Here is a 24167-nt window from a genome sequence, read left to right as displayed (position 1 = left end):
TCCCGCGCCGAACGCCCATTGAGCCAAGGCCCATTGATAATGCGCAACCCCGTCGATTCCGTACCGCCCCTGCCGCGCATTTACGCCTTGGACCCTCAAGAGGCGGAACAAAGCTGGGAAAGTGCTCCACAATTGCTGGCGGCCCTCAATGCTGCCCGCCTTGGCGCGTGGTGCTGGGAAATCGATACCGGCAGGATCAGTTGGTCACGCGGCACCCAGGCGTTGTTTGGCTACGACCCTCGGCAACCCTTGCCCAAAGACCTCGACTACCTGGACCTGCTGGCGCCGCAGGACCGCGCCCGGGTGGTGCGCGCGTTCCATGCGGTGCTGGCGGGCGAGCCGTTCGAGCAGGCCATGCACCACCACATCCAATGGCCGGATGGCAGCCATCACTGGCTGGAAATCAACGGCAGCCTGGCGCCGGACAAAACCGGCCGGCGCCGCATGATCGGGGTAATTCGCGAAACCACTCGCCAACGCGAGCGCGAACACGCCCTCATGCAATCGGAAAAACGCTTCGCCACGCTGTTTCACCTGTGCCCCAACATGGTGTTGCTCACCCGCCAGTCCGACGGCCGCATCAGCGAAGCCAACCAGTACTTCGAGATTCACTTTGGCTGGCCCGTGGCCGAGGCCATCGGCCGCACCACCCTGGAGCTGGGCCTGTGGCGCCACCCCGAGGAGCGCGCGCTGCTGGTCAAGGCCACCCAGCGCAAGGGCGAGCCGATCACCATGGACGTGCAGTTCTGCGCCAGCAACGGCCAGATTCACGATGGCACCCTCAGCGCGCAAAAGGTCGAGCTTGAGGGCGAGGCTTACCTGATCAGCACCTTTCTTGACACCACCGACCGCAAGAACGCCGAGCAGGCCCTCAAGGACAGCCAGGAGCGCCTCGACCTGGCCCTGGATTCGGCGCAACTGGGCACCTGGGACTGGCATATCCCCACCGGCATGCTCTACGGCTCGGCCCGCGCTGCCCAGTTGCACGGCCTGCCGCCCGAACCGTTCCACGAAGCCTTCGATGCGTTTTTTGAAGGCATGTCCGATGCCGACCGCGAGGGCATGCGCAACGCCTACCGCAGCCTGCGCGAAGGCCCGGACGGCAACTATCAGTTGACCTACCGCGTAGAAATGGAAGATGGCAGCCCGCGCTACTTGGAAAGCCGTGCACGCCTGTATCGCGATGACGCCGGCAAGCCGCTGCGCATGGCCGGCACCTTGCTCGATATCACCGACCAGGTTGAACGCGAACAACGCCTGACCGCCTCCGAAGAAAAATTCGCCAGCCTGTTCCAGGCCAGCCCCGACCCGATCTGCGTAACCTGCCTGGACAGCGGCGTGTTTATCGAGATCAACCCGGCCTTTACCCAGACCTTCGGCTGGACCGCTGCCGACGTCATCGGCAACAGCGCCGAGCAGATCGGCCTGTGGGACGATTCGAGCCAGCGCCTGCAACGCATTGAGCAGGTGATTCGCGAACAATCGTTGAGCAATGTGGCCCTGGTGGTGCATCACCAGAACGGCCACAGCCTGACCTGCGTAATTTCCAGCCGGTTGATCAAGGTCGGTGACCAACCCTGCATTGTCACGACGTTGCGCGATATCACCCAGCAACAGCGCTCGGAAGCCGCGCTCAAGGCCAGTGAAGAGAAATTCGCCAAGGCTTTTCACTCCAGCCCTGACGCGATTTCCATCACCGAACGCGACACCGGCCGTTATGTCGAGGTCAATGATGGCTTCTGCCGCCTGACCGGCTACCGCGCCGAAGAAGCCATCGGCCTCACGCTCTACCAGATCGGCATCTGGGCCGATGAAAACCAGCGCGCGGCATTGTTGGCCGAACTGCAGATCAAGGGCCGCATTCATCACCTGGAAATGCTCTGGCACAACAAGCGCGGTGAAGTGTTGGCAGTGGAAGTCTCGGTCGAACCCATCACCCTCAATGAAACCCCGTGCCTGCTGTTGACTGCACGGGATGTGAGCCTGTTGAAAAACGCCCAGGCGCAGATTCGTCACCTGGCCTACCACGACCCTCTGACCAACCTGCCCAACCGCGCGCTGCTGATGGACCGTCTCAGTCAGCAGATCGCCCTGCTCAAACGCCATAACCTGCGCGGCGCGTTATTGTTCCTCGACCTTGACCACTTCAAGCACATCAATGATTCCCTCGGTCACCCGGTGGGCGACACCGTGCTGAAAATAGTCACTGCACGGCTGGAAGCCAGCGTGCGCCTGGAAGACACCGTGGCGCGCCTGGGCGGTGATGAGTTCGTGGTGTTGCTCAGTGGCCTGGAAGGCACACGTACAGCGGTCAGCGGCCAAGTACAAGTATTGGCCGACACGCTGCGCGAACTGCTGTCGGAGCCGATGTTCCTGGATGGCCACCGCTTGCAGGTCACACCGAGCATCGGCGTGGCGCTTATACCCGATCATGGCTCCACACCGGCCGACCTGCTCAAGCGCGCCGATATTGCGCTGTATCGCGCCAAGGACTCGGGGCGCAACACCACGCAAATGTTCCACAACAGCATGCAGAAAACCGCCAGTGAGCGTCTGCGCATGGAGACCGACCTGCGCCTGGCGCTGTCACGCGGTGAGTTCAGCGTGCATTACCAACCCCAGGTGGATGCACGCGGCAACAAAATTGTCGGCGCCGAGGCGCTGGTGCGCTGGCAGCACCCACAATTGGGCGCGCAGTCTCCCACCGAATTTATCAAGGTACTGGAAGACAGCGGCCTGATCCTGGAGGTCGGCACCTGGATTCTCGATGAGGCCTGCGGCGCCTTTGCGCAGCTGATTGCCGAGGGCCTGGTAGACCCGCTTAATTTCAGCCTGTGCGTGAATATCAGCCCCCGGCAGTTTCGCCAGAACGACTTTGTGGAGCGGGTAGAACACAGCCTCAAACAGCATCATCTGCCCTGCAGCCTGTTAAAGCTGGAGATCACCGAAGGCATCGTCATCCAGAACCTGGACGACACCGTGGCCAAGATGCGCCGCCTGAAAAAGCTCGGCGTGAGCTTTGCCATGGATGACTTCGGCACCGGCTATTCGTCGCTGACTTATCTCAAACGCCTGCCGGTGGATGCGCTGAAGATCGACCAGTCCTTCGTGCGCGATGCCACCCATGACCCCAACGACGCGGAAATCATCCGCGCCATCGTGGCCATGGCCCGCAGCCTCAACCTTGATGTAATTGCCGAGGGCGTGGAAACGCCGGAGCAACTGGCGTTCCTGCAAAAGCTGGGGTGCCATTTGTTCCAAGGGTATTTGCACAGCCGGCCGTTGCCGATCAAGGCGTTCAGGCAGTTACTGGTCCAACCGCCCTCACCCGGTCTACACCAGTTTTAACGCGTGAGCGCCTTTCTCCCAGTCCGAACCGGCCAATTTTATTGTTGACCCATAAAAATCGATAATTCCGTCAAAAACGCCTACGGAGTGGCCATGATTGGCAAGAGTGCCCGCAACGCCACTGGCCAATTCCTCGGCAGTGCTGCTACGCGTGAAGGCATACAAGCCAAGGCGCCGAAGTGCTTCGCCAGGGGTTTCTCTATCATTGAGCGTCCCCATGGCGGCCTCAAAACTCGCTTCAGCCCGAAACTCGTGATTTTCCATTTGCGCGCGCTTTGCGCTCACCGCGAACATGAAAATCGCGTCGTGCAAAAGACCTTTATCTTCACCGAAGAAGTGCGAACCTTTTTGCGCTTTTTTCAACTCATCGTGGGTCAGGTGTACCGTGCATGAGTCACGCATGGTCACGGTATAACCCTCGGGTGTCTCAATAATGCGCTTATAAATGCCCTGGGGATTTTGACCGTACTTCATCATCGCGGCCTTGATCGCAGAGACGGTGACGCAGTTGAGTTCTGAACCTTGATAGAACCCACTCCAGATATTGTCAGGCTTGACGCCCACCTGACGACTGGAGAGGTTTGAAATGTTCCCGCCCGGTGGCGCCGACGAAGTGTTCGACGGCTGCATGGCGAGCATATAGCCATAGTCTTTGACAACAGGCTGTTGTTTTCCCGACGAGTATTTGATGCCATCCAGTACAAACTCACCAGCGTAATTATCCAAGACGGCAACGGCGCCTTTTTTCAACATTTTTTCGGGTTCGACAATGCGCAGGAAACCGATCATCCCCATCCCTTTTAATGCCCGGTACACCGTATCATTAAGCATGACCGCGGATAACGCGCGCTCGAAGCTCCCCTGTTTATCAGGGTCCGTACTGGACAGTTGCACACGTTTTACATAGGCCGCCAAGATGAAATTGGCATCCATCACAATACCGCCGTCACCGCCGGTAAACCGCGAGACCCCGGCCGTGCGACTCAATTCTTCTTTGGACAGATGTAAAGAAAAACCGTCCTTCATGGTGATGTCATAGCCCTCTGCGGCCGCCACGACCTTGTCGAACACATCCTGCGGACTTTGACCAAACCTCATCATCATCATTTTGATCACGGACGCATGCCGACGGGTATCGCCCTCACCGAACCGTCGTTCAGCGACGTCAAAACTTCTTACCATATCGACAGGTTTCTGCCCCTTTGCTCGAACAGGGATGTCGGAAGACAAATCGCTCATTGGCGGCACGCCGGGGTCGGAGGGGCTCTGAGGCTGAGCGCTGGCACTCAAACCAGAGGCATTACCCTGCACCTCAACGGACGTATTGTGATTAACCAGCACGTAGACATAGGGACGCTCGACAGGTCGCTGGCCCCCATATTCATGGCTCACGCCCCCATAGACCAGGGCACCGCCAAATGTATGGGTTTGCATGACGCCGACCCCGCTGCCTGCCAACTGCGCCGACGGTACTTGGCGTAAAAAACCGGCCATGCCCAGGCCCTTGAGCACATTATAAGTCGTCTCACCACGCAACGAATTTGATAATGCACTCTTAAACCCCTGACTATTACCTGCCTGAACGCCCATTAGTTGTTTACGTTTAACAAACACAGCCAATGCAAAGTTCGCATCACTGATCGCCGCCGGGTCATGTCCAACAATTCTTGAGCCGGCGGCTGTTTGCCGTAACTCGAGATCGGACACTTGGACTTTGTTGCCATCTCTAAGCGTGACCTCATACCCCTGCTCGGCACGTTTGACCTGCGTAAACAAGTCCGAAGGGCGTTGACCAAAAGTAACCATCATCATTTTGATAACCGCTAAGTGAGCACTGGCGTCATAGTCCTCACCAAAGCGTCTTTGAGGGGCATTGAATGCGTTGACAACGTCCAGCAATTTAACGTCTGTGGAGTGTGAGATCGGCCCTGTAAAAGGCAGGGAATGTACGGGTGTTGAACGAGTAGAGAGGTTAAGCCTGGCTACGTCCACAAAAATGACTCCTGCAGTCTGTCAATCAATACACGTTGAGAAGAAGAGTTAAATCAATGAGTTGCGATAAGTAGAAAGTTACGGTCAACGCTTATCTTTTATTACCTGATCATTCGCGCCCAGCGAGGCCAGGCCTTGACAGCAAGGAGTGCGCTTGAGTGCCACAGCCTCCCCTCGCCGAGGCTCAGCCCCGGGCCGCCCCCAAATCTCTTCAAGGCCATTGATGACTGCTACCGAGTGCCCCCGCCGATTACTCACGCCCACGTGACCTTCGGCAAGCTCACGCACGCTGACGTTTTTCATATAGTGAATTAGCCCTAACCGCAGGAAGCCCTCGCCAGGCTTTTCCTCATCCTCACCATCATTCAAACTCTCCACACCCGCGTCAAAGCTCTCACCCGCCGTTGTGTCGTTGTTCTCCTCGTGTGCACGCTTGGCACTGACGGCAAACAAAAAGTGCGCATCCTTGAGCATGCCTTTATCGGGGCCGATGAACTGCGAAGCGCGCGAGGCGACTGCCAACTCTCGGTCGGTCAATGTGAGCGTGTAATTGTCGCGCATCGTTACCCGATAACCACCGTCCAGCCGCCTGACTTCGCGGTAGATGTCTGTCGGGCTTTGACCGAATGTGTGCATGGCAGCCTTGATCGTCGCTACCGTGGCACAGTTACCGCCTGGCCCCTGACGGAACCCACTCCAAATATTCAATGGCTTTGCGCCATTACGCTTATCGGACAAACCCGGGATATCGCCTCCATGCGCCTGCGCAGGCACGCAAGTCAGCACGGGCGCCGAGTCAGCTGGCGCGGCACGCCTCACCGCCTGGGGATTCACTTGGGGTTGTGGGGGCACATCGGGAAAGACCTTAGCCTTTGGCTGCGAGGGACCACTGGCCACTTGCGCTAAAAATGCGGCAACCCTGTCCACCAGGCTTTGAGCCCTTTGTTGCCCAGGCCTATCACTGGGCACCGGCACCGAGTTCCACCGCGAACCGGCATGTTTTGGCGCGTAAAAGGACGCGCGCTCATTGGGTGCGCCATGCAAATCCATGCTTGGCAGCTGACGCACATCTGGGTAAGCGATGTTATCAATTCGGTAATACACCATGACTTGCTCCACGTTTTTCAAACGGTTCCCCGAACCTTGGGCCCGGGGAAACGCGGCGTTATCGGCGAAGTAAAAACACCCTGGCGGGTGTCAGTTCCTCAGCCGGGAGCGGCTGGAGAAGCCCTGGTCCCAACGATCATTCTCATTTTCAGCAGGGCCTGGGCTCGTGACGCCAACCTTGGGCTTAGTGAGTACCTCCAAGTCTTCCTGCGGGGTCTTCCTGGGCGAGCCTGGCACCTCACTATGGATGTGGCGCGGTTTGCTATGGCTGTCGTGGTCGTGGTCGTGGTCGTGGTCGTCAATCGGTGCCGGCGCTACAGGCGTGATAGGCGAAACCGTCTTGAGCGTCTCGCCAACAGTGGGGTGCGGCTCGGCAGGGCTGTCAGGCTTAAGGTTTATCCGCGTCCGAGGGCGGTGATCAACCGGTATACTTACACCGGTTGTTATTCCATCGCGCTCAACCAAGGTCTCGGGACAGTGGCAATGGTTGATATTGACCTCCACCTTGACCTGCGGTTTTGCCTGATTGGTTACGCTCACACCGGATTCGCGCATCGGATGTGAAACACGGCTCCCGAAGACTGGTATCGCTGCTGGATGCGAATCCTCATCCGACTTCTCTTTTAGTTGATCCGCAACGTCCGAAATAACCTTGGACAGCGAGCCTGTTTGCAGCTTGCCTTTCAATTGAGACGCGGCAGCCGCAGCGTCCTTCAGCAGAGGTTGGGTGTGCACAGCCACGTCGTTCTGAGGGTATATACCTTGCGTGGTATTGGCTGTTGTATCGGTGTGAGGCATTAGGGCAACTGTTTCGGCCTTGCCCGAAAACATCTCACGCAGGGCGCTGACAAGTTGTTCAAACATATCAAACAGTTTCGTGAGCATGTTGGCATTATTCAACCCGTCACGCTGCAGAGCCGTGGAAAACTCAGTTCGGGGGGCGGGTGGAGTGTGCCCCAAACCAGCCCCGTGCAGGCCAACAGGCTTACCGACATTGGGTTCTTTCGAGACTGTCAGGTCAAGGGGCAACGTATCAGAGTTGATAGAGGGCGAATGGTTGATCGAAAAAGACATTAGCAATTTCCTAATTAAGCGCAGCCTGGGCAATTAAAACCCAGAACAGCGACAGTCATTATAAGTGCTGCAAGCAACAGCGCTGCTTCACAGACCCTACTTTTGTGAAGCGCGAGATTATTGAGTTCCAGAAATCGCGCTTCATATAAGGAAACCAAATCAACCTTTAGGACTTTTCCCCGTTGTTATTCACGAAAAACCGAGACGTCGCTCACCCCTACCCGCATAACAGCGGACACATGCACTTATAAACTGCCAAGGCTGCAATTAAGCGACATGATTAACTAACCAACAAAACGACAACGTGTGATACTCCGCACTCAATGAAACACCTGTCGCAACATTTATTACTTGATTAGAAAACGACTGACTATTTAGAACAACTCTGTATCAATTTCCAAACCCGGTTTGGCAGCGACTGTTGCTTTCCAGCACTAAAAAAGCTTCCGACAGCGAAAAAACGCCACCTCTCAAGCTTGGCGAGCCTCCCCGGCAATACCTTTAAATGCAAAAATGCTCCGTATCTTTCAATACGGAGCATTTTTGAAACAAAGGCGGCTGTGATCGCTTCACTACGCCGGGTCGGGATGCTTCATACCCAGCAAGCGGCTGACCTGCTCCAACCCGGTTTCGCGGCGCAGCGCGGTAAACAACTCGACTGCCTCGGGGTAGTTGCGCGTGAGCATCGCCAGCCACTGCTTCAAACGGCCCGGCGCCTGCTTTTCGGTCAGTTGCGCCACCGATTGGCGCCAGAACTCCTGGAGCATCGGCTGCATGTCTGCCCACGTCATCTCTACCACCTCTTCGCCTGCCTTCGCCGCCACAATCTGCCGGGCCAGGTCCGGGCGGGCCACCAGGCCACGGCCAAGCATGATGTCTTCGGCGCCGCTGACTTCGCGGCAACGCTTCCAGTCTTCGACGCTCCAGATATCGCCATTGGCAAACACCGGCACCTTGACCACGTCTTGCACCCGCGGAATCCACTCCCAATGGGCCGGCGGCTTGTAGCCATCGGTCTTGGTGCGCGCATGCACCACGATGTGCGCCGCGCCGCCTTCAGCAAGGGCCGTGGCGCACACCAACGCACCGTCGGGGCTGTCGAAGCCCAGGCGCATTTTCGCAGTGACCGGGATATGCGCCGGCACGGCGCGGCGCACGTGCTCGACGATCTGGTTGAGCAGCTCGGGCTCCTTGAGCAGTACCGCACCGCCACGGGATTTGTTGACGGTCTTGGCCGGGCAGCCGAAGTTCAGGTCGATCACCTCGGAACCCAATTCGCACGCCAACGCAGCGTTTTCCGCCAGGCACACCGGGTCCGAGCCCAACAACTGCACGCGCAACGGCACGCCCGCTGCGGTGTGGGCACCGTGCAGCAGTTCGGGGGCGAGCTTGTGGAAATAGGTCGGGGTGAGCAGGCGGTCGTTGACGCGAATGAACTCGGTCACGCACCAGTCAATACCGCCCACGCGGGTCAACACGTCCCGCAGGATGTTGTCGACCAACCCCTCCATGGGCGCCAAAGCAATTTGCATGGGAAACACTCAACAAAAATCGTGGCGCAGTTTACTGGGTTTCCCACAGTAACCGTTAACCCCCTGTCAGGGCCGGGCCATAGCCATCGAGAAACTCGGCGGGCATGCGCTTGGGTTTGCCGCTGGACAGCTCGATGCAAACAAAGGTGGTTTGCGCACGCAGCAGGGTCGCACCATCGCTGGGGCGTACCAACTGGAAGCGCCGAGTCATCTTCAGCCGCTGGTCCCAGTCAACGATCCACGTGGCCAATTGCAACTCGTCACCTTCATAACCGGCCGCCAGGTAGTCGATTTCATGGCGCACCACGGCCATGGCGCGGTCCAGCCGGCGATACTCGGTGAGGTCCAGCCCCAGACGCTGGGAGTGACGCCACGCACAACGCTCCAGCCAGGACACGTACACCGCATTATTGGCGTGCCCAAGGCCATCGATGTCTTCAGCGGCGACCTGCAGGTCGATGATAAACGGCGCTGCCAGATCCCAGCCCATGCCTTGCTCCAGTCGATGAATGTCGCCGGGCAGTGTATCAGGCGGTTTGCCGCTCCTGTAAACGACTGCCGGCCAACAGGGCCAACACACCCTCGATCACCCGTGGATCGGCCAGCACCCGCTGATGACCGCCCTGCTCCAGGCGCAGCAGGCGGCTGTCGAACCAAGCCTCATGAATGGCTTGCGAGGCTTTGACCGGGACGAACGTGTCGTCTTCAGCGTGCACGATCAACCCCGGCAGGTTCATCTGGTAGTGGGCCACATCCAGGTGCTTGAGCGGCATGCCGAAAGTCTGTTCGACCTCCTGGATAAACGCCGAGCGCGCACGCGGCGGCAAGCCCACCATGCGGGTAAAGCCACGCAGCACATCCAGGAAGCGCGAGGGCGCGGCAATGCTCACCAGCGCTTCAGTGCGCAACCCCAATTGCACCGCCAGCATCGCACTGGCGCCGCCCATGGAATGCCCGACCACCGCATGCAGCGGCGGCAATTCAGCGGCAGCATCGAGCATGGCGCGGGCAAACAGCAACACATGCGCTTCACGCCCCGGCGAGCGACCATGGGCCGGGCCATCCAGGGCTATTACCGAATAACCATTGTCCACCAACGCGGTGATCAAGCTGGCGAACTGCGTGGGGCGCCCTTCCCAACCATGCATCAGCAATACTGCTGGGCCTTGGCCCCAGCACAACGCTGACAAGCCGAAACGCAAGGTGATGCGCTCCGATTGCGCCAGCAGCGGCAGCTCCCAATCTCGCGGCGGCAAGTTGCGCGGTGTCATGAAGGTGCGGCGCAATTTGCTGGCCACCGTTCGCGGTGCCAAACGGCCAACGGTGCCATGGAAACCACGAATCCAGGTTAATGCGCCCATCATGCGACTCCTCTTTAACGCACTGCCGACTTGGCGGCGCGCAACACGCGGTCGGACAATTCACCCGAGCCAAGCGCACGAGCCAGCGCCAGGCCGCCGATCATCAAGGCCATGTCGGCCAGGGCCTTGTCGGTGTCTTCGGGGCTGGCGGCCAACTGGGCGGCCATCAATTCGGTGTGCTCGTTGAGCGCCAGGCGGAACTCGTCCGGCAGGCGGCTCATCTCGCCCACGGTGGCGGGGATCGGGCAGGCGTGGTCGGTGGAGTCGCGGTGCTTGCGCGACAGGTAGAACGCCGCCACCAGGCTTCTGCGCTCCTCACCGGTCAGTTGCGCGTCCATGTCGTCGATCGACGCACGCCGCCGAGCCAGCAACTGGGTGAAGGCCTCCAGCATCAGCGCGTCCTTGCTTTCAAAGTGCGCGTAGAAACCGCCGACCGTGAGCCCGGCTGCGCCCATGACTTCGCCGACACTCGGCTCAGCCGGGCCGCGCTGGATCAACGCCGCGCTGGCAGCCTGCAAAATGCGTTCGCGGGTTTGCGCTTTTTTATCGCTCATCAGTGCCTCCGTCTCTCATGGGTTGAATATTATTACCATAATAATATTTAGCAAGCGACAGGCATGACCGCTGGTCAGGACAGAATAAGGGGCACTGAGGAGAGAATTGGCCAAACGCCAGACAAACAAAAGGGCCATTCAATAATTGAATGACCCTTAAAAATCCCGCAGAGCGGGTAATCGTGGCGTCCCCTAGGGGACTCGAACCCCTGTTACCGCCGTGAAAGGGCGGTGTCCTAGGCCACTAGACGAAGGGGACACAAACCTTCTATACACTGATCAGTGCTGAGAACTGATCGATTCAAGGACGGTGTGGCCGGAACCTTGAACCTGTAAATTGGTGGAGCTAAACGGGATCGAACCGTTGACCTCTTGCATGCCATGCAAGCGCTCTCCCAGCTGAGCTATAGCCCCGGATTTTTCGTCTCGCGACGCAGCAGACCTTTCGAGCTGCTTGTTGAAACTGGCGTCCCCTAGGGGACTCGAACCCCTGTTACCGCCGTGAAAGGGCGGTGTCCTAGGCCACTAGACGAAGGGGACAAAACCTTCTGTACAACCGATCAGAGCTGAGTTCTGATCAATTCAAGGACGGTGTGGCCAGACCTTGAACCTGTAAATTGGTGGAGCTAAACGGGATCGAACCGTTGACCTCTTGCATGCCATGCAAGCGCTCTCCCAGCTGAGCTATAGCCCCTCATCGGTGAGGACGGGGCGAATCTTAATGGCGGTTTGGAAGTGTGTCAAATTTATTTTCAACAATTTCCAAACTTTTTTGCCGGGATAACAATCACTTACCGGCGAAACCCCGGAAAACCGGGGTTTCGTCGTAACAACAGCCTGCTTAAGCGATAGCGCCCAGCAGCTTTTCCCACTCTTTGTTTTCTTTCTTCGACACACCCCCAAGCAAATCAAGGGCTTGGCGCAGACGGAAACGCGTAAGGTCCGGGCCGAGAATTTCCATCGCATCGAGCACCGACACCGAACTGGCCTGCCCGGTGATCGCGGCAAACATCAGCGGCATGGCATCGCGCAATTTCAATTCCAACGATTCCACCACTGCCTGGATTGTCGCGGTGATCGCCTCTTTCTCCCACTGACGCAGGCTTTCGAGCTTCCACAGGATCAACTGCATCAACTGGCGAACCTGATCACCGGAGAGCTTCTTGGACTCAAACAGCTTGGCGTCCGGGTTCACGCCACCGGCGAAGAAGAAGCTGGCCAGCGGTGCGACCTGACTGAACGTCTCTACCCTGCCCTGCACCAGCGGCGCGATCTTCATCATGTACTCGGGGTTCAGCGCCCACTGCTGCACACGGCTGGCAAACTCTTCCACCGGCAAATCACGCAGCCACTGGCCGTTGAGCCACGACAGCTTCTCGATATCGAAGATCGGCCCGCCGAGGGAAACGCGCGACAGGTCGAAGTGGTCGACCATTTCCTGCAACGAGAACTTCTCGCGCTCATCCGGCATCGACCAGCCCATGCGGCCCAGGTAGTTGAGCATCGCCTCAGGCATAAAGCCCATGCGCTCATAGAACGTGACGGAGGTCGGGTTCTTGCGCTTGGACAACTTGCTCTTGTCCGGGTTACGCAGCAGCGGCATGTAGCACAGCTGCGGTTGCTCCCAACCGAAATACTCGTACAGCAGAATCAGTTTGGGCGCAGACGGCAGCCATTCTTCGCCGCGCAGCACGTGGGTGATGCCCATCAGGTGGTCGTCGACCACGTTGGCCAGGAAGTACGTCGGCAGGCCGTCGGTCTTCATCAGCACCTGCATGTCCATGCGGTCCCACGGGATCTCGACATCACCGCGCAGCATGTCCGGCACCACGCACACGCCTTCGCTCGGCACTTTCATGCGGATCACGTGCGGCTCGCCGGCGGCCAGGCGCCGGGCCACTTCTTCCTTGGACAGCAGCAACGCGCGGCCGTCGTAACGCGGGGTTTCGCCACGGGCCTGTTGCTCGGCGCGCATCTGGTCGAGTTCTTCGGCGGTGCAGAAGCACGGGAAGGCATGGCCCATGTCGACCAGTTGCTGGGTGTACTGCTTGTAGATGTCGCTGCGCTCGCTCTGACGATACGGGCCGTGCGGGCCGCCGACGTCCGGGCCTTCAGCCCAGGTAATGCCCAACCAGCGCAAGGCATCGAAAATCTGCTGCTCCGACTCACGGGTGGAGCGCACCTGGTCGGTGTCTTCGATCCGCAGGATGAATTCACCGCCGTGCTGCTTGGCAAAGCAGTAGTTGAACAGGGCGATGTAGGCAGTACCGACGTGGGGATCCCCAGTAGGCGATGGCGCAATGCGCGTGCGGACGGTGGTCATGGCAGGTCTCGAATGGGCGATAAAACTGAAAATTGAAACAAGGGGCGAATGGTAACACCAGCATGGGGGGTTCTGGCAGACCGCGGTGCCGCTATCGCAGGCAAGCCAGCTCCCACATTTTGACTGTGTTCACACATCAACTGTGGGAGCCGGGCTTGCCCGCGATGAGGCCAGACCGGCCAGCGAAAAATCAAACAGCCAACAGGCGCTCACGCAACTTGCCAATCTCATCGCGCGTCTGCGCCGCCGCCTCAAACTCAAGATCGCGCGCCAACTGGTACATCTTCTCTTCCAACTGCCGAATCCGCTTGGTGATCTCACTCGGCGAGCGCAGTTCGTTCTCGTACTTGGCGCTCTCCTCGGCCGCCTTGGCCATGCCCTTGCGCTTCTTGCTGCGCGAGCCCGGCACGGTGGCGCCTTCCATGATGTCGGCAACGTCCTTGAACACCCCTTTGGGGGTGATGCCATGCTCCAGGTTAAACGCAATCTGCTTGTCACGACGGCGCTCAGTCTCGCCAATCGCCCGTTCCATGGAGCCGGTGATGCGATCCGCGTACAGAATCGCGCGACCATTGAGGTTACGCGCGGCACGGCCAATGGTCTGGATCAACGAGCGCTCGGAACGCAGGAAGCCTTCCTTGTCCGCATCCAGAATCGCCACCAGCGAAACCTCCGGCATGTCCAGGCCTTCGCGCAGCAAGTTGATGCCCACCAGCACATCAAACACACCCAGGCGCAGGTCGCGGATGATCTCTACACGCTCCACGGTGTCGATGTCCGAGTGCAAATAACGCACGCGAACGCCGTGGTCGGCCAGGTAATCGGTCAAGTCTTCGGACATGCGCTTGGTCAGCGTGGTGACCAGCACGCGCTCTTCCAAGGCCACGCGCTTGGTGATTTCCGAGAGCAAATCATCGACCTGGGTCAGCGCCGGGCGGATTTCAATCTGCGGGTCCACCAGCCCGGTCGGCCGCACCAACTGCTCAATCACACGGCCGGCATGTTCGGCTTCATAGTTGCCTGGGGTTGCAGACACGAAGATGGTCTGCGGGCTGATGGCCTCCCACTCGTCAAAACGCATCGGCCGGTTATCCAGTGCCGATGGCAGACGGAAGCCGTATTCCACCAACGTCTCTTTACGCGAACGGTCGCCCTTATACATGGCGCCGACCTGCGGCACGCTGACGTGGGATTCGTCGATCACCAGCAGCGCGTCGTCGGGCAAATAATCATAGAGCGTCGGCGGCGCGGCGCCGGCTTCGCGCCCCGACAGGTAGCGCGAGTAGTTTTCGATGCCGTTGCAGTAGCCCAGCTCCAGGATCATCTCCAAATCGAAGCGGGTGCGCTGCTCCAGGCGCTGGGCTTCCACCAGCTTGTTGTTGGCGCGCAGGTATTCCAGACGCTCTACCAGTTCGGCCTTGATGCCTTCGATCGCCCCCATCAGGGTTTCACGCGGCGTCACGTAGTGGCTTTTCGGATAGAAGGTGAAGCGCGGCAGTTTGCGGATCACCTCGCCGGTCAACGGGTCGAAGGCCGACAGGCTCTCGACTTCATCGTCGAACAGCTCAATGCGGATCGCTTCCAGGTCGGATTCGGCCGGGTAAATGTCGATCACATCGCCACGCACACGGAAGGTGGCACGGGCAAAATCCATGTCGTTGCGGGTGTACTGAAGGCTTGTCAGGCGGCGCAGCAGTTCGCGCTGGTCGAGTTTGTCGCCGCGATCGACGTGCAGCACCATTTTCAAATAGGTTTCCGGGCTGCCCAGGCCGTAGATGCACGACACCGTGGTGACGATGATTGCGTCCTTGCGCTCCAGCAACGCCTTGGTCGCCGACAACCGCATCTGCTCGATATGGTCGTTGATCGACGCATCCTTCTCGATAAAGGTGTCGGACGACGGCACATAGGCTTCGGGCTGGTAGTAGTCGTAGTAGGAGACGAAGTACTCCACCGCGTTGTTCGGAAAGAACGCCTTGAACTCACCGTACAACTGCGCGGCCAGGGTTTTGTTCGGCGCCAGCACCAGAGTCGGGCGGTTGATCTGCGCGATCACGTTGGCGATGCTGAAGGTCTTGCCTGAACCGGTCACCCCGAGCAGCGTCTGGTGCGCAAGGCCGGCTTCGATGCCTTCGACCATCTGGCGAATGGCTTCGGGCTGGTCGCCGGCGGGTTCAAAACGGGTGACGAGCTGGAAATCCGACATAACGTACCTCGTGAAGTCACCCCAGACTCGAAACCGCCAGGGACGAAATAGCTCAGCAACCCGCGAATAGTCTTCGCAGGTTGCAGGAAAAAACCATGATAGCTGTAGAAGTGGTGGCGAATGTGACGGGTTTCAAGGCAATCGTCCTACCTGCCGTCGCTGATCAATATTGCAATAAGACTAACGGTGGGCAAATAAACCGAAAAACTTGGCTTAAAAGCCGTTTCGGTTGTCGCCCTGAGCCTGGATGGCCTCTATACTAGCTCCCCGTTTGTGCACCGCTCTAGTGCATTCGGCTGGAGCGCGACACGTCCCTCCATTCCCCCATAGAGCTGCCGCAAAAATGAGCCTGTTCTCCGCTGTCGAAATGGCACCACGCGATCCAATCCTGGGCCTCAACGAAGCATTTAACGCCGATACACGAACCACCAAGGTCAACCTTGGCGTGGGCGTTTACTGCAACGAGGAGGGGAAGATTCCACTCTTGCGTGCCGTTGCCGAAGCGGAAGCCATTCGCGTGGCGCAACACGCCGCCCGTGGCTACCTGCCGATCGACGGTATCGTGGCGTACGACCAGGCCGTGCAAAAGCTGCTGTTCGGCGCTGAGTCGCCACTGCTGAGCGCCGGCCGTGTGATCACCGCCCAAGCGGTCGGCGGCACCGGCGCGCTTAAAATCGGCGCGGACTTCCTTAAGCAACTGCTGCCCAACGCCGTCGTCGCTATCAGCGACCCGAGCTGGGAAAACCACCAGGCCCTGTTCGAAAAAGCCGGCTTCCCGGTGCAGACCTACCGCTACTACGACGCCGCCACCCACGACGTCAACCGTGCCGGCCTGCTCGAAGACCTCAACGCCCTGCCGCCACAGTCCATCGTGGTGCTGCACGCCTGCTGCCACAACCCGACCGGCGTTGACCTGAGCCCGGCCGACTGGCAAAACGTGCTGGAGGTCATCAAGGCCAAGAACCTGGTGCCGTTCCTCGACATGGCCTACCAGGGCTTTGGCGACGGCATCCACGAAGACGCCGCTGCTGTGCGCCTGTTTGCTGAATCGGGCCTGACCTTCTTTGTCTCCAGCTCGTTCTCCAAGTCGTTCTCGCTGTACGGCGAACGCGTGGGCGCGCTGTCGATCGTCAGCGAATCCAAGGAAGAAAGCGCGCGCATCCTGTCCCAGGTCAAACGCGTTATCCGCACCAACTACTCCAACCCGCCGACCCACGGCGCGGCGATCGTGGCGGCCGTGCTGAACAACCCTGAGCTGCGCGCCCAATGGGAAGCGGAACTGGCCGAGATGCGCCTGCGCATCCGCGGCATGCGCGAGCAGATGGTCGCCGAACTGGCCAAGGCTGCACCGGGCCACGACTTCAGCTTCGTCGGCCGCCAGCGTGGGATGTTCTCCTACTCCGGCCTGACCGTTGAGCAAGTCACCCGCCTGCGCACCGAGTTTGGCATCTACGCGCTCGACACCGGCCGTATCTGCGTGGCCGCGTTGAACCAGTCGAACATTGGTGCGGTAACAAAAGCGATTGTTCAGGTTCTATAAACCTGCCAGCGTCGTACGAAGGGGGAAGCCGATGGCTTCCCCCTTTTTATTGGCGAACCCACTAGACTGAACCCTGATCGCCCCTTTGCTGTGAGAGCCCTATGAGAAACGACGACCTGGACCTGCGCGCCGACCGCGACGAACTGCATGACTACACCCCGCGCGCGCCGCAAGCCAAGCGCCAGAAAAGTCTGGTGCTGCAAGTGGCGCTGGGCGTGTTCCTGGGTGGGTTGGCCTTGTGGCTGGTGCAGTTGGGCGCCACGGCGATAATGGCCAAGCTGGCCATGGGCACCCTGCAATTTGGCGGCTGACACAGATCAACAGATGGGAGCTGGCTTGCCAGCTCCCACATGAGATCTAAGTGGCTACCAGGCCGCGTTCCTCCAGCAACTTCACAAAGCTGTTCAAACTCTGCGACACCGTGCCTCGGCGCCAGATCAGCCAGGTATTGAGCAGGCGAAACGCGTCGGTCAACGGCCACACACTCACCGTCGTAAACCCCGGCATGCTCTCCAGCATACTGCGCGGCATCAGCGCCAGGCCGGCCCCGGCGCTGACGCAGGCGAGCATGCCGTGATAGGACTCCATTTCGAAGATCTTGCCCGGCACCGCGCCATCCTGTGAAAACCAGCGTTCGAAGTGATGGCGATACGAGCAGTTCGAACGAAAGGTGTAGATGCTCTCCCCCGCCACATCCTGGCCCCGCGTGATCGGCGCATGGTGCAGCGGCGCAATCACCACCATCTCCTCCTCAAACACCGCCACGCCCTCCAGCGTGGCATGCAGCACCGGCCCATCGACAAACGCCGCCGCCAGGCGCCCCGACAACACGCCCTCGATCATCGTGCCCGACGGCCCGGTGCTCAGGTCCAGCTCGACCTTGGTGTGTTTCTGGTTATACGCCGCCAATAGCGCCGGAATGCGTACAGCCGCCGTACTCTCCAGCGAGCCAAGCGCAAACGCGCCCTGAGGCTCCTCCCCGGCCACGGTTGCGCGGGCCTCCTGCACCAAATCAAGAATGCGCCGCGCATAACCGAGGAAATTCCAGCCGGCTGGCGACAGGCGCAGGCGGCTTTTCTCACGGATAAACAACTCCACGCCCAAATCCTGCTCCAGTTGCTTGATGCGTGTGGTCAAGTTCGACGGCACGCGATGAATCAACTGCGCGGCGGCGCTGATGCTGCCTTGCTCGGCAACGGCCTTGAAGATTTCCAGCTGCACCAGATCCAAGTCATTCTCCAATCGTGAACGTATGTGATCGTTCCCACGCTCTGCGCGGGAATGCCGCCAAGGACGCTCCGCGTCCAAAATCCAACGTCCATTCTCAATTCGAGAACGTATCACTTAATATTATTCAGTTTCCAGAAAACATGCATCCCCGTAGGCTAACCCCATTCCACTCATTCAGCCGGACGGTGCCATGAACGCTATTACTCACCAGACCCACGCCTTGTCGATCAACCCCGCCAATGGCGAAATGGTCGCCAGCTACCCCTACGAAACCGCGGCGCAACTGGACGCCGCCCTAGACCGCGCCACTGACGCTTTCCGCAGCTGGCGCCGCCAGCCGGTGAGCCAACGCGCTGAACTGCTGCTGGCCCTGGCCGGTGCATTGCGCGAGCAAGCCGAAGACATGGCCCAGATGATCACCCTGGAAATGGGCAAACCCATCGCCCAGGCCCGCGCCGAAATCGAAAAATGTGCACAGCTCAGCGAGTGGTACGCCGCCCAAGGCCCAGCCATGCTCGCATCGGAACCGACCCTGGTGGACAACGGCAGCGCGCAGATCGAATATCGTCCGCTGGGCCTGATCTTCGCCGTCATGCCGTGGAACTTCCCGGTGTGGCAAGTACTGCGCGGCGCCGTGCCGACCTTGCTGGCCGGTAACACCTACGTGCTCAAACACGCGCCGAATGTGATGGGCAGCGCCTACCTGATCCAGCAGGCGTTCCAGAAAGCCGGTTTTGCCGAAGGTATTTTTGAAGTGGTCAACGTGACCAACGACGGCGTATCCAAGGCCATCGCCGACCCACGCATCGCCGCCGTCACCCTCACTGGCAGCGTGCGCGCCGGTATCGCCATCGGCTCCCAAGCCGGTGCAGCGCTGAAAAAATGCGTGCTGGAATTGGGCGGCTCCGACCCGTTTATCGTGCTTAACGACGCCGACCTTGATGCCGCCGTGCAGGCCGCCGTGATCGGGCGCTTCCAGAACAGCGGCCAGGTCTGCGCCGCCGCCAAGCGCCTGATCATCGAAGCAGGTGTGGTGGAAGCTTTCACAGCCAAATTCCTTCAGGCCAGCCGCGCGCTGGTAATGGGCGACCCGACCTCGACCCACACTTACGTCGGCCCGATGGCCCGTTTCGACCTGCGCGACGAGCTGCATGGCCAAGTCCAAGCCACCCTGGAAGAAGGCGCGACCCTGCTGCTGGGCGGCAATAAAGTGCCCGGCGCCGGCAACTACTATGAGCCGACCGTACTGGCCAACGTCACCGACCAGATGACCTCGTTCAAACAGGAACTGTTCGGCCCCGTGGCCTCGATCATCACCGCCCGCGATGCTGACCACGCCTTGGCCCTGGCCAACGACAGCGAGTTCGGCTTGACCGCCAGTGTCTTCACCACCGACTCGGCGAAGGCACGGGATTTCACCAACCAACTGGAAACCGGCGCAGTATTCGTCAACTCGTTCAGCGTGTCAGACCCACGCGTGGCGTTTGGCGGCGTGAAAAAGAGTGGGTTCGGGCGGGAATTGTCTCACTTTGGTGTGCGTGAATTCTGCAACGCACAGACCGTGTGGCTGGATCGCAAATAAAACCGGCAACACCCTTCAACTGTGGGAGCTGGCTTGCCTGCGATAGCCATAGGTATCTACACAACCGGTTAGTGGCCAGTGGGCTGTTGTGGCGAGCAGGCTTGTCCTGCGTTGGGCCGCGAAGCGGCCCCAAACCCAGACACCTCAGGAGAAATAGGCTGCTTTAAAAAGTTGTGTAGATACCTATGCTGCGATAGCGGTGCATCAGTGACAACTCCTTGGCTGACCCACTGCCATCGCAGGCAAGCCAGCTCCCACCTTTGATCTGCGGTGCTTATCGATTAGTCGACCGTCACGTTCCCCACTGCTTTTGCAGCTTGCCTTTACTCGCTTCCAGCACTTGCTCGCGCGTTACTCGGTTGGTAGGCATGGTCACCTTCTCCAGGCCTTCAAAAGCGCAGGCGTCCCCAACTGAACCGGCGAGCAGTAGGCAGGCCCAAGGCATAGCTCTTATTCTTCGCAGGAATGGCGCCAATTCCCCCCGCACCCCGCAATCGACTACCATACCGCGCCGGTTCCCAAACGGGACTAATAGGGAATTCGAAGCGCGGCCCATCGCGCCAATCGAAACTGCCCCCGCAACTGTAGGTGCCGAGCCTGCTCCCCATTGCCACTGGACCACGTCCGGGAAGGCCGGAGCGAGGCGACGACGCATCAGTCAGGAGACCTGCCGGCCCAGCGTTATCACTCACCGGCGGGGTGTCCGGGAAGGACATCCGCGCCCTGCAAACCTGCAGCGTTCAAAGGTGTGTTTCCGAGCCGTACCTGCCCTGTTTCCCGTACGGTTCACTCGGAGATTGCCCCATGCTGCTACGCGTTTGCGCCCTGATCACCGGCCTGGGCTTTTGTGCCCTGGCCCACGCCACGCCGACTCACTACCCGCTCACGGTGGAAAACTGCGGCAGCAGCGTCACCTTCCAACAGGCCCCGGCACGCAGCGTGACCATTGGCCAGGCCGCCACCGAGATGCTCTACGCTCTGGGCGTAGCGGACAAAGTGGTCGGCACTTCGCTGTGGTTCAACAGCGTATTACCGCAGTTCAAAGCGCAAAACGACAAGATCGAGCGCCTGGCCGACAACGAGCCGAGCTTCGAAGCTGTGATCGCCAAACGCCCACAACTGGTGGCCGCCGAGCTGGAATGGGTGGTCGGCCCGCAAGGCGTGGTCGGTACCCGCGAGCAATTCCACGAACTGAAGATTCCCACCTACGTGCTGCCCTCCGACTGCGAAAGCAAGGACAACCTGGTGGGCGCCGATGGCACGCGGCTGGAGCCGTTTCGCATCGACACGATTTATAAAAGCATCAGCCAGTTGGCTGAGATTTTCGACGTGCAAGCGCGCGGCCAACAGTTGAATGACGAACTCAAGGCCCGCCTGGCCAAGTCGGTCGCCACCGCCCAAGGTAAGGGCCTCAAGCACGCCAGCGCACTGGTGTGGTTTTCCAGCAGCGAAATGGCCGCCGACCCGTATGTGGCCGGCCACAAGGGCATTCCCGAATTGATGCTGCAAACCCTCGGCCTGCACAACGTGGTGCAGTCCGACGAAGAATGGCCCGCCGTCGGTTGGGAGACCATCGCCAAGGCCAACCCGACCTTCCTGGTGATCGCGCGCATGGACCGCCGTCGCTACCCGGCCGACGACCATGAAAAGAAACTCGCCTTCCTGCGCAGCGACCCGGTGACCCGCAACATGGACGCGGTGAAAAACAACCGCATCCTCATTATTGATGCCCTGGCGTTGCAGGCCAGCCTGCGCATGTTCGATGGCCTGGAACAACTGGCCGGTGCCATCGACGGCTACGACCTGTCGAAATGATGCGAACCCTACTCGCCCTCGCCGTGTTGCTGATGGCCGTGCTCGCCGGCACCGCCATCGGCGAAACCGCCATCGAACCGCAAGTGGTCTTGCAGGTGCTGGCCAACAAACTCTGGGCGGCCGGTTACGTGCTCGACCCGATCGATGAAGGCGTGGTGTGGAACTACCGCCTGACACGGGCGCTGGTTGCCGCCGCGTGTGGCGCCGGGCTGGCCACCTGCGGGGTGATCCTGCAGTCGCTGCTGCGCAACCCATTGGCCGATCCGTACCTGCTGGGCATCAGCGCGGGCGCCTCGACCGGTGCAGTGTTGGTGGCATTGATGGGCGTGGGCGGCGGGCTGATTTCGCTGTCGGCGGGCGCGTTTGTCGGCGCGATGGCGGCGTTTGCGTTGGTGATTCTATTGGCACGGGCCAGCGGCTCAACCAGCGGCACCGGCCAGATCATCCTCGCCGGCATCGCCGGTTCGCAGCTGTTCAATGCCCTCACCGCGTTCCTGATCACCAAGTCCGCCAGTTCCGAACAGGCGCGCGGCATCATGTTCTGGCTGCTGGGCAACCTCAGCGGCGTGCGCTGGCCGTCGGTGTGGCTGGCGGTGCCGGTGGCGGTCGCAGGCCTGGCGGTGTGCTTGTGGCATCGGCGTGCGCTGGATGCGTTTACCTTTGGCACCGACTCGGCGGCTTCGTTGGGTATTCCAGTGCGCCGTGTGCAATTTGTGCTTGTCGGTTGCGCGGCGCTGGTGACGGCGGTGATGGTGTCGATTGTCGGCTCCATCGGTTTTGTCGGGCTGGTGATTCCCCACGCCGTGCGCCTGCTGCTAGGCACCGGGCATTCGCGGTTGCTGCCCGCCAGTGCGCTGGGTGGCGCGTTGTTTCTGATCGCTGCTGATGTGCTGTCGCGCACCTTGATCAAAGGCCAGGTGATTCCCGTCGGTGTGGTCACTGCCTTGGTCGGCGCGCCAGTCTTTGCATTGATCCTGATTGGCCGGAGGAATGCGCGATGACGGTACTCAGTTGCACCGGCCTGGGCTTCAAGGTGCGTGAAGCGCATTTGCTGCGCGACATTGATCTTGAAGTTCAGCCAGGTGAAACCTTGGGCATTGTCGGGCCGAACGGCTCGGGCAAATCCACCCTGCTTAAATTGCTCGCCGGTTTGCGTGTGCCTGCGTCCGGCGAGGTGTCACTGGGCGGCCAGCGCCTGACCAAACTGCCCCGCCGCCTTGTTGCGCAACACCTGGCGGTGGTGGAGCAGCAGGCTGATACCGACGATGCCATCCGCGTGTTCGATGCCGTGGCGCTGGGCCGCACGCCCTGGCTGTCGGCGCTGAGCCCGTGGTCTGCCGAAGACGATGCCATCGTGCGCCAGGCGCTGCACGACGTCGATGCCACCCACCTGAGCCAACGCGCCTGGCGCAGCCTCTCTGGCGGCGAGCGCCAACGCGTGCACATCGCCCGCGCATTGGCGCAACGACCGCAGATCTTGTTGCTGGATGAGCCGACCAATCACCTGGATATCCAACATCAACTGGCGATTTTGAAAGGTGTGCAGGCGCTGCCGGTGACCACGCTGATTGCGCTGCATGACCTGAACCAGGCGCTGACCTGTGATCGTTTGGCGGTGCTGGATCACGGCTGCCTGGTGGCATTGGGCACGCCGTTGGAGGTGCTGACGCCGCAGCGGTTACAGGAAACATTCGGGGTACAAGCGCATTACCTCACGGACCCGTTCGACGGCGCGCAAATCCTGCGATTACGCCCCATTTAATGGACTGCACACCGCGCAAAGGTGGGAGCTGGCTTGCCTGCGATGGCGACGGATCAGTGCCATAGCTGGGGCTGACACACCGCTATCGCAGCATAGGTATCTACACAACTTTTAGAGGCATCCCATTTCTCCTGTGGCGAGCAGGCTTGTCCTGCGTTGGGCTGCGAAGCAGCCCCAGTAAAGGCACTGCAATTTTCCTGAAAGTACTCAGCGTCTGGGTTTGGGGCCGCTTCGCAGCCCAACGCAGGGCAAGCCTGCTCGCCACAACAGCCCACTTGCGACAGACTTCTAACCGTTGTGTAGACACCTATGGCTATCGCAGGCAAGCCAGCTCCCACCTTGATCTATAGAGCCCGCTGCATATGTGTCGTCTGCCACGCATGACCTGAACCAGGCGCTGACCTGTGATCGTTTGGCGATACTGGATCGCGGCTGCCTGGTGGCATTGGGCACGCCGTTGGAGGTGCTGACGCCGCAGCGGCTACAGGAAACATTCGGGGTGCAGGCGCATTACCTCACGGACCCGTTCGACGGCGCGCAAATCCTGCGGTTACGCCCCATTTAATGGACTGCACACCGCGCAAAGGTGGGAGCTGGCTTGCCTGCGATGCCGGCGGATCAGTGCCATAGCTGGGGCTGACACACCGCTATCGCAGCATAGGTATCTACACAACTTTTAGAGGCATCCCATTTCTCCTGTGGCGAGCAGGCTTGTCCTGCGTTGGGCTGCGAAGCAGCCCC

Annotated in this window: 17 protein-coding genes, 4 tRNA genes, 1 pseudogene and 1 riboswitch; of the genes and pseudogenes, 8 read left to right on the top strand and 14 right to left on the bottom strand. The window is 59.9% G+C overall.

The window, feature by feature from the left end:
- Positions 1-39 precede the first annotated feature (39 nt).
- A complete protein-coding gene (locus GIW28_RS11165; protein WP_017138735.1) occupies positions 40-3348 on the top strand; it encodes an EAL domain-containing protein in 3309 nt (1102 codons plus the stop codon).
- Here GIW28_RS11165 and GIW28_RS11160 read toward each other — a convergent pair.
- The 13 genes from GIW28_RS11160 to uvrB all read right to left on the bottom strand — a co-directional run bounded on the left by GIW28_RS11160 (position 3334) and on the right by uvrB (position 15497).
- Positions 3334-5247: a hypothetical protein gene (locus GIW28_RS11160; protein ID WP_236446620.1), complete on the bottom strand. Its 1914-nt coding sequence runs from the start codon at positions 5245-5247 to the stop codon at positions 3334-3336. The genes GIW28_RS11165 and GIW28_RS11160 overlap by 15 nt on opposite strands.
- A gap of 177 nt (positions 5248-5424) precedes the next feature.
- A complete protein-coding gene (locus tag GIW28_RS11155; RefSeq protein ID WP_329606432.1) occupies positions 5425-6459 on the bottom strand; it encodes a hypothetical protein in 1035 nt (344 codons plus the stop codon).
- A gap of 78 nt (positions 6460-6537) precedes the next feature.
- The gene (locus GIW28_RS11150; protein WP_236446616.1) at positions 6538-7521 is read right to left on the bottom strand and encodes a hypothetical protein; all 984 of its coding nucleotides are present in this window, start codon (positions 7519-7521) and stop codon (positions 6538-6540) included.
- A gap of 572 nt (positions 7522-8093) precedes the next feature.
- On the bottom strand, positions 8094-9053 hold the full coding sequence (locus tag GIW28_RS11145; protein ID WP_236446614.1) for a tRNA dihydrouridine synthase: 960 nt from the start codon (positions 9051-9053) through the stop codon (positions 8094-8096).
- Positions 9054-9108: 55 nt separating this feature from the next.
- Entirely contained in the window at positions 9109-9543 is a 435-nt protein-coding gene (locus GIW28_RS11140) for an acyl-CoA thioesterase (protein ID WP_138814668.1), read from the bottom strand.
- A 37-nt stretch (positions 9544-9580) separates the two neighbouring features.
- Positions 9581-10414, bottom strand: coding sequence for an alpha/beta hydrolase (locus GIW28_RS11135; protein WP_017138729.1), 834 nt, complete (start codon positions 10412-10414; stop codon positions 9581-9583).
- A gap of 14 nt (positions 10415-10428) precedes the next feature.
- Positions 10429-10968, bottom strand: coding sequence for a TetR/AcrR family transcriptional regulator (locus GIW28_RS11130; protein ID WP_236446612.1), 540 nt, complete (start codon positions 10966-10968; stop codon positions 10429-10431).
- A 183-nt stretch (positions 10969-11151) separates the two neighbouring features.
- Positions 11152-11227, bottom strand: a tRNA-Glu gene (locus GIW28_RS11125).
- 79 nt (positions 11228-11306) lie between these two features.
- A tRNA-Ala gene (locus GIW28_RS11120) sits at positions 11307-11382 on the bottom strand.
- Between the two features lie 50 nt (positions 11383-11432).
- Positions 11433-11508, bottom strand: a tRNA-Glu gene (locus tag GIW28_RS11115).
- A gap of 78 nt (positions 11509-11586) precedes the next feature.
- A tRNA-Ala gene (locus tag GIW28_RS11110) sits at positions 11587-11662 on the bottom strand.
- Between the two features lie 147 nt (positions 11663-11809).
- Positions 11810-13291 carry a glutamate--tRNA ligase gene (gltX, locus tag GIW28_RS11105; protein ID WP_169988596.1) on the bottom strand — a complete coding sequence of 494 codons (1482 nt, stop codon included), beginning with the start codon at positions 13289-13291 and terminating at the stop codon, positions 11810-11812.
- Positions 13292-13481: 190 nt separating this feature from the next.
- On the bottom strand, positions 13482-15497 hold the full coding sequence (gene uvrB, locus GIW28_RS11100; RefSeq protein WP_099548995.1) for an excinuclease ABC subunit UvrB: 2016 nt from the start codon (positions 15495-15497) through the stop codon (positions 13482-13484).
- Between the two features lie 343 nt (positions 15498-15840).
- On the opposite strand from uvrB, the gene GIW28_RS11095 reads away from it, so the two are divergent.
- A complete protein-coding gene (locus GIW28_RS11095; protein WP_058420170.1) occupies positions 15841-17037 on the top strand; it encodes an amino acid aminotransferase in 1197 nt (398 codons plus the stop codon).
- Between the two features lie 101 nt (positions 17038-17138).
- On the top strand, positions 17139-17348 hold the full coding sequence (locus tag GIW28_RS11090; protein ID WP_017138724.1) for a hypothetical protein: 210 nt from the start codon (positions 17139-17141) through the stop codon (positions 17346-17348).
- Positions 17349-17394: 46 nt separating this feature from the next.
- Here the strand turns inward: GIW28_RS11090 and ptrR are convergent, their stop codons facing one another.
- Positions 17395-18267: a putrescine utilization regulator PtrR gene (gene ptrR / locus GIW28_RS11085; protein ID WP_017138723.1), complete on the bottom strand. Its 873-nt coding sequence runs from the start codon at positions 18265-18267 to the stop codon at positions 17395-17397.
- Between the two features lie 190 nt (positions 18268-18457).
- Between ptrR and GIW28_RS11080 the strand changes: the two genes are divergently transcribed.
- The 5 genes and pseudogenes from GIW28_RS11080 to GIW28_RS11060 form a co-directional block, all read left to right on the top strand.
- The gene (locus GIW28_RS11080) at positions 18458-19849 is read left to right on the top strand and encodes an aldehyde dehydrogenase family protein (RefSeq protein WP_236459140.1); all 1392 of its coding nucleotides are present in this window, start codon (positions 18458-18460) and stop codon (positions 19847-19849) included.
- 495 nt (positions 19850-20344) lie between these two features.
- Positions 20345-20538: riboswitch (cobalamin riboswitch) on the top strand.
- 115 nt (positions 20539-20653) lie between these two features.
- Positions 20654-21664, top strand: coding sequence for an ABC transporter substrate-binding protein (locus GIW28_RS11075; protein ID WP_099548991.1), 1011 nt, complete (start codon positions 20654-20656; stop codon positions 21662-21664).
- A complete protein-coding gene (locus GIW28_RS11070; protein WP_099548990.1) occupies positions 21661-22665 on the top strand; it encodes a FecCD family ABC transporter permease in 1005 nt (334 codons plus the stop codon). Before GIW28_RS11075 ends, GIW28_RS11070 begins: the two co-directional genes overlap by 4 nt.
- The gene (locus GIW28_RS11065; protein WP_236447842.1) at positions 22662-23426 is read left to right on the top strand and encodes an ABC transporter ATP-binding protein; all 765 of its coding nucleotides are present in this window, start codon (positions 22662-22664) and stop codon (positions 23424-23426) included. The genes GIW28_RS11070 and GIW28_RS11065 overlap by 4 nt, the downstream gene beginning before the upstream one ends.
- Positions 23427-23799: 373 nt before the next feature.
- Positions 23800-23991 (top strand): annotated as a pseudogene (locus GIW28_RS11060) (histidinol phosphatase); the annotation flags it as partial.
- Positions 23992-24167 lie beyond the last annotated feature (176 nt).

This window comes from Pseudomonas sp. PA-5-4B (assembly GCF_021606215.1).
In the GTDB taxonomy this organism is placed as follows: domain Bacteria; phylum Pseudomonadota; class Gammaproteobacteria; order Pseudomonadales; family Pseudomonadaceae; genus Aquipseudomonas; species Aquipseudomonas edaphica.
This window is presented reverse-complemented; position numbering and strand designations above follow the sequence as displayed.